The organism is Xenorhabdus sp. SGI 60 (assembly GCF_056632175.1).
The window spans coordinates 3,982,403-3,995,670 of sequence record NZ_CP196860.1; the positions used below are offsets into that span (position 1 = coordinate 3,982,403).

Genomic DNA, 13,268 nt, shown 5'->3' on the forward strand with positions numbered 1-13,268 from the left:
TATGAGCAAAACACATTTGACAGAAAAGAAGTTTTCCGACTTCGCATTGCACCCCAAAGTCTTGGAAGCCCTTGAAAAAAAAGGATTTTCAAACTGCACGCCGATACAGGCGCTAACATTGCCTTTAACTGTCGAAGGCCGAGATGTTGCGGGGCAAGCACAAACCGGAACGGGCAAAACGCTGGCATTTTTGGCGTCTACTTTTAATTACTTATTGACTCATCCTGCGAAGAGAGAGCGTAAAACTAATCAGCCAAGAGCGCTGATTATGGCGCCTACCCGTGAATTAGCGGTTCAAATATACTCTGACGCAGAAGAATTGGCGCAAGCCACCGGGTTGAAAATGGGTCTTGCCTACGGCGGCGATGGCTATGATAAACAACTTAAGGTTCTGGAAGCTGGCGTCGATATCGTCATTGGCACAACAGGGCGTTTAATCGATTACGCAAAACAGGGCCATATCCATCTTGGCGCCATTCAAGTTATTGTACTTGATGAAGCGGATCGCATGTATGACCTGGGCTTTATCAAAGATATTCGCTGGTTGTTCCGCCGACTCCCCGCAGCCACAGAAAGAATGAATTTGCTGTTTTCCGCAACTCTCTCTTATCGAGTGCGTGAACTGGCTTTTGAGCAGATGAATAATCCTGAATATGTGGAAGTGGAACCACTGCAAAAAACAGGGCACCGCATTAAGGAAGAGCTATTTTATCCCTCCAACGAAGAAAAAATGCGTTTGTTACAGACTCTGCTGGAAGAAGAGTGGCCTGATCGCTGCATTATTTTTGCCAATACCAAACACCGTTGTGAAGACATCTGGGCCCATCTGGCTGCTGATGGTCATCGGGTTGGGTTGCTGACTGGTGATGTTGCACAGAAAAAACGTCTGCGTATTCTTGAAGAATTCAGCATGGGCAATCGGGACATTCTGGTTGCCACAGATGTTGCCGCCCGTGGACTGCATATCCCATCGGTGACACATGTATTTAACTATGATCTCCCCGATGACTGTGAAGATTATGTTCACCGGATTGGCCGGACAGGCCGTGCTGGAGAAAGTGGCCATTCTATCAGCCTGGCGTGTGAAGAGTATGCACTGAACTTACCGGCCATTGAAGAATATATTCAGCACCAGATACCTGTTAGCAAATATAACAGTGATGCATTACTAAAAGATTTGCCAGTACCTAAGCGCCGTAATCGCACCCGCTCAGGGGGACACCCTCGGCGTACCGGCGTACCACGCCGTGGCAATACAACACGTAACAGTAAGCGCCCAAGCTAAAATGACGCAATGCTGAAACAACACAGGCCGGAATAAATACTATGCTGAGTGCTTCTTCGCTTTATGCGGCTATTGATTTAGGCTCAAACAGTTTTCATATGCTGGTCATCCGTAAAGTATCCGGCAGCATTCAAGTCGTTACTCGCATCAAACGCAAAGTCAGGTTGGCTGCCGGATTAGATAAAAATAGTCATTTATCACAACAGGCAATGGAACGGGGATGGCAGTGCTTGCGCCTCTTTTCCGAATATTTGCAGGATATTCCGGCCTCACAGATCCGCGTTGTTGCTACTGCAACCTTGAGGCTGGCAAAAAATTCAGATGAATTTACTAGAAAGGCCTCAGAAATATTAGGCAAATCTGTTCATGTGATCAGCGGCGAAGAAGAGGCTCAACTAATTTATCAAGGTGTCGCTCACACGACTGGCGGGTCTGAAAAGCGGCTTGTCGTAGATATTGGTGGTGCCAGTACCGAATTGGTAACAGGTGTTGGAGCCAAAACCACCCAGCTTTTCAGCCTTGAAATGGGCTGTGTGACCTGGCTGGAACGTTATTTCAATGATCGCCACCTGACAGCAGAAAACTTTGCCAACGCAGAAGCTGCTGCACATGATATTCTCAGCCCTGTTACCACTAAGCTACTTGAGCAAGGCTGGAACATTTGCGTAGGAGCTTCCGGCACAGTACAAGCCTTGCAGGAAATCATGATTGCCCAAGGTATGGATGAATTGATCACCCTACCCAAACTCCAACAACTTAAACATCAGGCGATTGAATGCGGCAAGCTGGAAGAGTTGGAAATTGATGGGCTGACACTGGAACGGGCGTTGGTTTTTCCAAGTGGATTGGCAATCTTAGTCGCTATTTTTCAGGCATTGAATATCGAAAGTATGATACTGGCAGGCGGCGCGCTACGTGAAGGTCTGGTTTACGGGATGCTGGATGTGCCGATTGAGCAGGATATTCGGGCAAGAACCCTGTGCAATATTCAGCATCGCTTTCAACTGGATATTGAGCAGGTACAGCGTGTCAAACAGTTAGCCGAAAATTTTTGCCAACAAGTTGCCAAGTCATGGAAATTGGACGAACGTTGTCGCGAGTTATTGGCTGGTGCCTGTTTGCTTCATGAAATAGGCCTGTTTATTGACTTTCGTCAGGGGCCTGCACATTCCGCTTATTTGATAAGCCACTTGGATCTGCCTGGTTATACGCCCGCCCAAAAACGACTGTTGGCTACGCTATTGAGAAATCAAAGCGGCCCGGTGGATTTAGCATCGTTCAGTCAGCAAAATGCGGTGCCATTGATACAGGCACAACGGTTATGTCGTTTATTGCGTCTGGCAATTATTTTCGCTAACCGTCGGCGGGATGACACTTTGCCAACATTACGATTACAGGCGGAAAATGAAACGCTCATTATCACCTTGCCTTATCAATGGCAGATAAAACACCCACTCAGAGCGGCAGCATTACAGCAAGAAATGAAGTGGCAGAGTTATGTCCAATGGTTGTTGTTGCTTGAGGAACAAAATAACTCTCGTCTAGGCTGACGTTTTTACTTTATTCCCCTGCAATTATCCATAAATGCAGGGGAATATTATCGTACTATTTATTATTGTCGGTTTTCAGCCCAAGTCCCAGACGGGATTTAATATCGGCAAGGCGCGATTGCCCCTGTTTCATCCTTTCCTCTGCGCTCATCACTCTCTTACCTTGTGGCCAATCCAAATCATCCTGTGGCAATTCAAGCAAGAATCGGCTCGGTTCTGGACGGATAAGTTCACCAAACTGACGACGCTCTTTGCTGAGAGTAAAAAAAAGTTCTCTCCGCGCGCGCGTAATGCCAACATAAGCCAAACGACGCTCTTCCTCAATGTTGTCTTCATCAATGCTGCTCTGGTGTGGTAACAAACCTTCTTCCATACCAACCAAAAAAACATAGGGAAACTCCAGCCCCTTGGAAGCATGTAGCGTCATTAACTGAACTTGATCCAGCTCTTCATCTTCCTCGCCTCTCTCCAGCATATCCCGCAACGTAAAACGCGCCACAACTTGAGAAAGGGACATTGGCTCATTCAAATCATCTCCTTCAAGCATTCCACTCATCCAAGTGAAAAGTTGGTTGACGTTTTTCATTCTCATTTCAGCCGCTTTTGGGCTGGGGGAAGTTTCATATAACCAGCTTTCGTAATCCATGCCGCGCAATAAGTCTCTCACCGCCAGCAGTGGCTCCCGCTCTGCCTGACGAGCTATTTCATCCATCCAATGGGTAAAGCGTTGTAATGCAGCCAAACCACGCCCAGTTAAATGCTGTTCCAGCCCAAGATCAAAACTGGCTTGATATAAGCTCTTGCTACGCTGATTCGCCCATTCGCCCAATTTCTGGATCGTCACCGCACCGATTTCTCGTCGTGGTGTATTGACGATACGTAAAAACGCGCTGTCATCCTCAGGATTGATCAACACACGCAAATAAGAGAGCAGGTCTTTAATTTCAGGCCGAGAAAAGAATGATGTTCCCCCCGAAATTCGGTAAGGAATGCGATTTTGCATCAACATTTTTTCGAAGATACGGGATTGGTGATTACCGCGATATAAAATAGCGTAATCTTTATAGTCCGTTTTATTAATAAAGTGATGAGCGATCAACTCCCCCACCACACGTTCAGCTTCATGATCCTCATTATTTGCTTCAATCACCCTGAGCGGATCACCATACCCCAACTCAGAAAAAAGTTTTTTCTCAAAAACATGAGGATTGTTGGCTATCAGAATATTAGCCGCTTTCAGTATCCGCCCGGATGAACGGTAATTTTGTTCCAGCTTAATCACATTCAACTGCGGGAAATCGTCTTTCAATAAGATCAAATTCTGTGGACGGGCACCACGCCATGAGTAAATAGATTGATCATCATCACCAACCACGGTAAAACGTGCGCGATTACCCACCAATAATTTCACCAGTTGATATTGACTGGTATTCGTATCCTGATATTCATCCACCAGCAAGTAGCGAATTTTATTCTGCCAACGCTCCCTCACTACCTCATCATGCATTAACAGCAATGTTGGTTTAGTAATCAGATCATCAAAATCGAGAATATGACAACTATTCAGGTGCAAGTCATAACGACGGTAACACTCTGCAAACTGGTGTTCCTGCGCTGAACGTGCCATCCTCATTACTTGTTCTGGCGACATTAAGTCATTCTTCCAGTTAGAAATGCTCGAAGTCAGTTTTTGTAGCAGATCCTTGTCTTCTTGTAATAAATCCGCGGTGAGATCTTTCAACAAAGCCATCTGATCTTGATCATCAAACAATGAGAAATTGCTTTTCATGCCCAGTGCTTTGTATTCACGCTTAACGATCTCCAAACCCAGCGTATGGAAAGTCGAGATCATTAACCCCCGAGTTTCCTTACGCCCCAAAGTTTGTGCAACACGTTCTTTCATCTCCCGTGCCGCCTTATTAGTAAAAGTAACTGCCGCAATATGGCGGGCCTGATAACCACAGGTACGGATCAAATGGGCAATTTTATTGATGATCACCCGAGTTTTGCCAGAGCCGGCACCGGCCAAAACCAGGCAAGGACCTGTTACAAATTCAACCGCTTGTTGTTGGTTTGGATTTAATCGCATATTGTTTCGAACACTATCATATATCAATTTTAATTCTACTGTAATTAAAATACATAAAATCTATTTAACTACACTAATGTTATAAGGGCCAATTACGCTTATATACCCAATAGATTTCAAGTTGGGGCTTGAAAGATAAAGGGAATCAAAGAGGATGTAATATGCTACGTAAGACAGGTTTTTTCTTTGATGAACTCTGTTTCTGGCACAATTCTGGATTATCACACGTTTTGACATTTCCTGTTGGAGGATGGGTACAACCGCCCAACGGTGCAGGACACGCAGAATCACCGGAAACAAAACGCAGAATGAAAAGCTTAATGGATGTTTCCGGTTTAAGCCATTCGTTGCAACTGCGTCGGGCTGAACCTCTTGATGACGCAACGCTAAGGCTAGTTCACACCGAAGATTATTTACAGCGTTTTAAGTCCATAAGTGATAATGGCGGAGGAATGTTAGGTTCTGAAGCACCAATAGGGCAAGGCAGTTATGAAATTGCCAAATTATCTGCCGGACTCACTTATGCGGCAGTAAAAGCCGTGTTACAAGGTGAACTGGATAATGCCTACAGCCTTTCCCGTCCCCCCGGCCACCATTGCCTGCCAGATCAAGCAATGGGATTCTGTTTCCTGGCCAATATTGCTCTTGCCATTGAGCATGCCAAAGAGCAGCTTGGGGTTGGACGAGTCGCAGTCATTGACTGGGATGTTCACCACGGTAATGGAACCCAGCATATCTTCTGGGAACGTGATGATGTTTTGACCATTTCATTGCATCAAGATGGCTGCTATCCCGAAAGCTATAGTGGCGAGGAAGATATCGGCGCTGGCAAAGGGGAAGGTTTCAATATCAATATTCCATTGATGGCAGGCGCTGGACACAACAATTATCTTTATGCTATGGATCAGATTGTGTTTCCTGCATTGCGACGTTATCAACCAGAATTGATTATCATTGCCTGCGGCTATGATGCCAATGCGTTTGATCCGCTGGCACGAATGCAGTTGCACAGTGATAGCTTCCGTGAAATGACCCGCAAGGTACAGCAAGCAGCCGATGAGCTGTGCCATGGTAAATTAGTTATGGTTCACGAAGGGGGGTATTCCGAAGCCTATGTGCCTTTCTGTGGGCTAGCTGTCATGGAGGAATTAAGTGGTGTGCGCACGAAAGTCAACGATCCGGCTTTGAATATGATCCAATCGCAACAACCGAAAGAACGGTTTGAAGCATTTCAGCGACAAGCCATTGATGAATTGAAACTGACATTCAGCCTGTAAGAATTAAAGACTCCTGCCCGATAAAATAACTGCGGGCAGGATAAATATAATGTTAACCACCGACTGCAATGCGTTTCATATCCGTCATATAACCACGCAAAATACGGCCGATAACTTCAATCGGATGGTTACGGATAGCTTCATTTACATCACGTAACTGCGCATTATTGATGCTACGATCTGTCACTCCTTTTCCTAAATCCCCTGCTTGCAGAGTTACCATGAATTTCTCTTTCAGCAACGGAACCGCAACATATGAGAACAGATAGTTACCATATTCCGCCGTATCAGAAATGACCACGTTCATTTCATACAGGCGTTTGCGAGCAATGGTATTCGCAATCAACGGCAGTTCATGCAAAGATTCATAATAAGCAGACTCTTCGATAATTCCAGTATCTACCATCGTATCGAATGCCAGTTCTACCCCTGCTTTGACCATTGCAACCATCAGGACGCCATGATCAAAGTATTCCTGTTCACTGATATGCCCTGAGTAATCAGGGTAATTTTCGAATGGTGTCTTACCGGTTTCTTCACGCCAGGCCAGCAAGTTTTTATCGTCATTTGCCCAGTCAGCCATCATTGTGGAAGAGAATTCACCAGAAATGATGTCATCCATATGTTTCTGGAACAACGGCGTCAAAATAGTTTTCAATTGTTCAGACAGGGCATAAGCACGCAATTTCGCTGCATTGGAAAGGCGATCCATCATCAATGTAATGCCGCCCTGTTTCAGCGCTTCTGTGATAGTTTCCCAACCAAATCGGATTAATTTTCCGGCATAACCGGGATCAACACCATCAGCAACCAGTTGGTCATAACACAACAAAGAACCCGCCTGTAACATGCCACACAGAATGGTTTGTTCTCCCATCAAGTCAGATTTAACTTCTGCTACGAAGGAAGATTCCAGTACGCCAGCCCGATGTCCTCCAGTTGCGGCAGCCCATGCTTTCGCGATCGCCATTCCTTCGCCTTTTGCATCATTTTCTGGATGTACAGCAATCAGAGTGGGTACACCGAATCCACGCTTATACTCTTCACGCACTTCCGTACCCGGGCACTTAGGCGCAACCATCACAACCGTGATGTCTTTGCGTATTTGCTCACCCACTTCAACGATGTTGAAACCGTGGGAATAACCCAGTGCTGCACCTTCTTTCATCAAGGGTTGCACTGCCTGAACCACCGATGAATGCTGTTTATCTGGCGTCAGGTTGATAACCAAATCAGCCTGTGGCACTAACTCCTCATAAGTGCCAACTTTGAAACCATTTTCAGTTGCCTTACGCCATGATGGACGTTTTTCATCAATCGCTTCTTTACGCAGCGCATAGGCAATATCTAAACCAGAATCACGCATATTCAGACCCTGGTTTAGCCCTTGCGCACCACAACCGATGATCACCACTTTCTTGCCTTTCAAATACCCTGCTTCGTCAGCAAATTCTTCCCGCGCCATAAAGCGGCATTTGCCTAACTGCGCCAATTGTTGACGCAAATTCAACGTATCAAAATAATTAGCCATGGTGACTCCGATATAATAATGAGGTGTGAGATCGTTTGCATAGAAACAATATATGACATGCAAGCCATTGCTGAAATTGATATATTAACAAGACTACATTGCAGTTTATGCAACAAACTTTTTCACGGCAAACAGCCTCTGAATAAAGGGCCTAAAAACGATGGATCTACGTGATTTAAAACTGTTTTTACACCTTGCGGAAAGTTGTCATTTTGGCCGTTCAGCCAAGGCCATGCACGTCAGTCCATCCACACTTTCACGCCAGATCCAGCGCCTTGAGGAATTATTGGGGCACCCGCTTTTTCTGCGAGATAACCGAACAGTAAAATTGACCTCAGCCGGTGAACAATTCAAACAATTTGCCCAACAAACTCTCCTGCAATATAAACAACTACAGCATTCATTAAACCACCAAAGCCCATCACTCACGGGAGAGTTACGTCTATTCTGTTCAGTCACGGCGGCGTATAGCCATCTTCCACAAGTACTGGATAAATTTCGGGCAGAACATCCCTTGGTAGAAATTAAACTGACAACAGGAGATGCTGCTGATGCCGTCGATAAAGTTCAATCCGATGCGGCAGATTTGGGGATTGCTGGTAAGCCAGAGAGGCTGCCTGATAATGTCAGTTTTACTAAAATAGGCGAAGTACCACTGGTATTGATTGCCCCTTCTCTGCCTTGCACCGTGAGAAATCTCGCTACCCAGGAATACCCCGACTGGAATAACATTCCTTTTATCCTGCCTGAGCATGGGCCTTCCCGCAAGCGCATTGAACTGTGGTTCCGCCGGCATAAAATCCTGCACCCCGTCATTTACGCGACAGTTTCCGGCCATGAAGCGATTGTTTCTATGGTAGCACTGGGTTGCGGGATTGCACTGATCCCTGCGGTGGTTGTCGAAAATAGCCCTGAACCTGTGCGTAACCGTATTTCACTGCTGGAAAATATTGCTCTGGTCGAGCCGTTTGAATTAGGTGTCTGTGCGTTGAGTAAACGTTTGAATGAACCGTTGGTTAAGGCATTTTGGGAACTATTAAAATAAAAGCAGAAACAAAGCCTCCTTTTGGAAGCTATTTTGCTGTTTATTTCTTTAATAAATTGATTACTAAGTCAGAAATAATTTAAAAGAAGGATTATCGGTCTCATCATGATATTCATAGCCCAACACATCCAAATGGCGATCAAAACACACTTCCGGTCCTGAAAGTTCAAAAGCAGCCAATACACGTCCATAATCCGTGCCGTGGCTACGGTAATGAAACAGGGTGATATTCCAATGCGTCCCTAATGTTTGCAAAAATTTCAGTAAAGCTCCCGGAGATTCAGGAAAGGCAAAACTAAACAATCGCTCCTGCAATGACTTGGATGGCCTGCCACCGATCATATAACGAACATGCAGCTTCGCCATTTCATCATCCGTAAAATCAACAACTTGATATCCCGATGCGTTTAACTCTTCAATAATTTCACGACGTTCGCTATTTCCCCGGCTCAATCTGATCCCCATAAAAATGCAGGCTTGGTTGGGATCGGTTGCATCCGAATAACGATAGCTAAATTCAGTCACAACACGAGATCCCAGTATCTGACAGAACTGTAAGAAACTCCCCTTTTGTTCAGGGATCGTCACCGCCAGCAAGGCTTCGCGTTGCTCTCCAAGTTCGCAGCGTTCTGAAACGTATCGCAATCCATGAAAATTCACATTAGCCCCAGAAAGAATATGTGCTAACCGCTCTCCCTGAATCTGATGTTGCTGGACATATTTCTTCAAGCCAGCCAGTGCCAGCGCACCGGAAGGTTCTGCAACCGCCCTGACATCTTCAAAGATATCTTTCATGGCCGCACAGATAGCATCGCTGTCTACGGTAATGACATCATCGACATATTGCTGGCATAAGCGAAACGTTTCGTCGCCAATGCGTTTAACCGCAACACCTTCCGCAAATAGTCCCACTCTTGGCAAATCGACCGGATGCCCTGCTTCCAGTGCTGCTTTCAAACAGGCAGAATCCTCGGCTTCCACACCAATGATCTTCATTTCAGGTACAAGCTGTTTGATGAGAACAGCAACCCCCGCAATCAACCCGCCGCCACCAACCGGAACAAAGATACGATCAAGATGAACATCCTGCTGTAGCAACTCCATTGCCAGTGTCGCCTGACCTGCAATCACGACAGGATGGTCAAAGGGTGGAACGAAGGTGTAACCATGCGCTTTTGCCATCTCAATGGCTTTTGCCTTCGCTTCATCGAAGTTCGTACCATGCAATAGAACCTCGCCACCAAAACTGCGAACTGCATCGACCTTGATATCCGCTGTCGCTATCGGCATGACAATGGTGGCTTTTATGCCAACCTTATTGGCCGATAATGCAACACCTTGCGCATGGTTACCCGCGGAAGCCGTGATCACACCTTTGCTTTTTTGCTCTTCCGTCAAACCCGCAATCATCGCGTACGCACCGCGCAATTTGAAACTATGTACCAACTGGCGATCTTCCCGTTTAACCAAAATCGTATTGCCTAAACGCGCAGAGATTTTTTTCATTTCCTGTAAGGGAGTGACTTGAGCAATATCATAAACTGGCGCACTCAATGCCGCCTTGAGATATTCCGCACCCTTGGGTTCAGTATTCAGAGGATAAACCGCCACAATCAACTCCCCAGTTTAGTTTTATCACGCACTGCGCCTTTGTCAGCACTGGTCGCCAATGAAGCATATGCTCGTAACGCCAAAGAAACCTGACGCTTACGGGACTTAGGTGTCCACGCCTTATCTCCGCGAGATAATTCAGCCTGTGTACGCTCTGCCAGTTCTGTTTCCACCACATCTAACTGAATTGTACGGTTCGGAATATCAATATTGATGAAATCGCCATCATGAATCAGGCCAATCAAGCCACCATTTGCTGCTTCTGGAGAGACGTGACCAATAGATAATCCCGATGTTCCGCCTGAGAAACGTCCATCCGTAATCAATGCACAACTTTTTCCCAATCCCATCGATTTCAGATACGTGGTGGGATAGAGCATCTCTTGCATGCCTGGGCCGCCTTTCGGTCCTTCATAGCGGATCACAACTACGTCACCTGCCACTATTTTCCCACCGAGAATGGCTTCTACTGCATCCTCCTGGCTCTCGTAAACTTTGGCCGGGCCACGGAAAGTCAGGATTTCTTTGTCAACGCCTGCTGTTTTCACAATGCAGCCATCTCTTGCAATGTTGCCAAACAAAACAGCCAACCCACCATCCTGACTGTAAGCATGAGTCAGTTCACGAATACATCCTGCTGCGCGATCGGTATCTAACGATGGCCAACGACAATCTTGTGAGAAAGCTTGTGTGGTACGAATCCCTGCTGGACCTGCTGCATACATGTTCTTAACACTTTCATCTTTTGTCAGCTTGATGTCGTACTGAGACAATGTTTGTGGTAAATCCAAACCCAAAACATTTTTCACATCACGATGCAAAAGCCCTGCACGATCAAGCTCACCGAGAATCCCTATCACGCCACCAGCACGATGTACGTCTTCCATATGGTATTTCTGCGTGCTCGGGGCAACTTTGCACAAATGGGGCACCTGACGAGACAAACGATCAATATCCGCCATAGTAAAATCAATTTCACCTTCCTGCGCGGCGGCCAACAAATGCAAAACGGTATTAGTCGACCCCCCCATCGCAATATCCAATGTCATGGCATTTTCAAAGGCCGCTTTGGTCGCTATATTACGCGGGAGAGCGCTATCATCATCTTGCTCATAATAACGCTTAGTCAGTTCAACAATGCGTTTACCGGCATTGATAAACAGGGTCTTACGATCAGCATGGGTAGCGAGCAGTGAGCCATTACCTGGCTGCGAAAGTCCAAGCGCTTCGGTCAGACAATTCATCGAATTCGCCGTAAACATACCAGAGCAAGAACCGCATGTCGGACAGGCGGAACGCTCAATTTGCTCACTCTGTTCATCACTGATATTTGGATTAGCGCCCTGAATCATGGCATCGACCAAATCCAGTTTGATCAGTTGATCGGATAATCGCGTCTTACCCGCTTCCATTGGACCACCAGAAACAAAAATAACCGGAATATTTAAGCGCAAAGATGCCATCAACATGCCTGGCGTGATTTTGTCGCAGTTGGAAATGCACACCATGGCATCAGCACAGTGAGCATTGACCATGTACTCCACCGAGTCAGCAATCAACTCCCGCGAAGGTAACGAATAGAGCATTCCACCATGCCCCATTGCGATTCCATCATCAACAGCGATGGTATTAAACTCTTTCGCAACGCCTCCTGATGCCTCAATCTGTTCTGCCACCAGCTTGCCGAGATCACGCAAATGTACATGTCCTGGCACGAACTGCGTGAATGAGTTAACAACTGCAATGATAGGCTTTCCAAAATCTGCATCAGTCATACCTGTGGCTCGCCATAAGGCACGGGCTCCCGCCATATTGCGGCCATGAGTCGTCGTGGCAGAACGGTATTTAGGCATTGTCTTCACTCCCATGTCAGTCTTATCAATTAATAACTTCAGCAATCAAAACAGGCGGGGAACGACCGCCTGTTGAGTTTTATATTTTTTATTAAGGATTAATCGGGTCCAACCAACCCCATTTATCTTCTGTCGTACCATCAAATAAGCCAAAGAACGCGCTTTGGATTTTTTTAGTGATGGGGCCGCATTTGCCGATACCCACCTGAATACCATCTACACTACGAACTGGTGTGATTTCCGCAGCCGTCCCTGTCATGAATACTTCATCCGCTAAATAAAGCGATTCGCGAGAAAGTGCCTGTTCACGAACTTCCAGACCAAGATCCTGTGCCAACTTGATGATGGCATCACGAGTGATCCCCGGCAGGGCAGATGAAGTAAATGGCGGTGTGAATAGAACTCCATCCTTCACTTCAAATAGGTTTTCGCCCGCACCTTCTGAAATATAACCATGAACATCCAGTGCAATCCCTTCCTGATAACCATGACGCCGCGCTTCACTTCCCACCAACAAAGAAGAGAGGTAGTTGCCGCCCGCTTTTGCACCTGTAGGAATTGTGTTTGCTGCCATGCGATTCCATGAAGAAACCATCGCATCAATGCCCTGATCCAAGGCTTCCTCACCGAGATAAGCTCCCCACGGAAAAGCCGCAATGATAACATCTGTTTTATAACCAGCAGGAGGGTTCACTCCCATACCAACATTACCTATAAATACCAATGGGCGAATATAAGCACTGGCCAATTTATTTTTACGCAGCGTTTCACGGCAGGCCTCCATTAATTCGTCCACACTTTGACTGACTGGAAAACGGTAAATCTTGGCTGAGTCACGCAAGCGCTGCATATGTTCACGATGACGAAAAACAACGGGTCCTTTATGGGAATCATAGCAACGGATCCCTTCAAATACCGAAGTACCATAATGTAAGGCATGGGACATAACGTGAACTTTAGCCTCTGCCCACGGCACCATTTCCCCATTGAACCAAATATAATCAGCTTGCTTTGTCATTCTCAGTTT

The 13,268-nt window shown here is 46.2% G+C and carries 9 protein-coding genes; 4 read left to right on the forward strand and 5 right to left on the reverse strand.

The window, feature by feature from the left end; genetic code table 11:
• The first annotated feature begins 1 nt into the window (after window position 1).
• Both rhlB and gppA read left to right on the forward strand, forming a co-directional pair.
• Window positions 2–1,285: an ATP-dependent RNA helicase RhlB gene (gene rhlB / locus ACSJJG_RS18800; RefSeq protein ID WP_481090205.1), complete on the forward strand. Its 1,284-nt coding sequence runs from the start codon at window positions 2–4 to the stop codon at window positions 1,283–1,285.
• A 41-nt stretch (window positions 1,286–1,326) separates the two neighbouring features.
• Window positions 1,327–2,835 (forward strand): guanosine-5'-triphosphate,3'-diphosphate diphosphatase, encoded by a 1,509-nt coding sequence (gene gppA, locus ACSJJG_RS18805; RefSeq protein WP_481090206.1) that lies wholly within the window; start codon window positions 1,327–1,329, stop codon window positions 2,833–2,835.
• Between the two features lie 55 nt (window positions 2,836–2,890).
• Here the strand turns inward: gppA and rep are convergent, their stop codons facing one another.
• Window positions 2,891–4,924, reverse strand: a complete 2,034-nt coding sequence (gene rep, locus ACSJJG_RS18810; RefSeq protein ID WP_481090207.1) for a DNA helicase Rep — start codon at window positions 4,922–4,924, stop codon at window positions 2,891–2,893.
• A 161-nt stretch (window positions 4,925–5,085) separates the two neighbouring features.
• Between rep and ACSJJG_RS18815 the strand changes: the two genes are divergently transcribed.
• Window positions 5,086–6,201, forward strand: coding sequence for a class II histone deacetylase (locus tag ACSJJG_RS18815; protein ID WP_481090208.1), 1,116 nt, complete (start codon window positions 5,086–5,088; stop codon window positions 6,199–6,201).
• Between the two features lie 52 nt (window positions 6,202–6,253).
• On the opposite strand, the gene ilvC is transcribed toward ACSJJG_RS18815, so the two are convergent.
• Complete coding sequence (gene ilvC, locus ACSJJG_RS18820) at window positions 6,254–7,732, reverse strand: ketol-acid reductoisomerase (protein ID WP_481090209.1); 1,479 nt, start codon at window positions 7,730–7,732, stop codon at window positions 6,254–6,256.
• Window positions 7,733–7,892: 160 nt separating this feature from the next.
• On the opposite strand from ilvC, the gene ilvY reads away from it, so the two are divergent.
• On the forward strand, window positions 7,893–8,777 hold the full coding sequence (ilvY, locus tag ACSJJG_RS18825; protein ID WP_481090210.1) for an HTH-type transcriptional activator IlvY: 885 nt from the start codon (window positions 7,893–7,895) through the stop codon (window positions 8,775–8,777).
• A 63-nt stretch (window positions 8,778–8,840) separates the two neighbouring features.
• On the opposite strand, the gene ilvA is transcribed toward ilvY, so the two are convergent.
• The 3 genes from ilvA to ACSJJG_RS18840 form a co-directional block, all read right to left on the reverse strand.
• On the reverse strand, window positions 8,841–10,388 hold the full coding sequence (gene ilvA, locus ACSJJG_RS18830) for a threonine ammonia-lyase, biosynthetic (protein WP_481090211.1): 1,548 nt from the start codon (window positions 10,386–10,388) through the stop codon (window positions 8,841–8,843).
• A 2-nt stretch (window positions 10,389–10,390) separates the two neighbouring features.
• Entirely contained in the window at window positions 10,391–12,241 is a 1,851-nt protein-coding gene (gene ilvD, locus ACSJJG_RS18835) for a dihydroxy-acid dehydratase (RefSeq protein WP_481090212.1), read from the reverse strand.
• Between the two features lie 91 nt (window positions 12,242–12,332).
• Window positions 12,333–13,259, reverse strand: coding sequence for a branched-chain amino acid transaminase (locus ACSJJG_RS18840; protein WP_481090213.1), 927 nt, complete (start codon window positions 13,257–13,259; stop codon window positions 12,333–12,335).
• Window positions 13,260–13,268 lie beyond the last annotated feature (9 nt).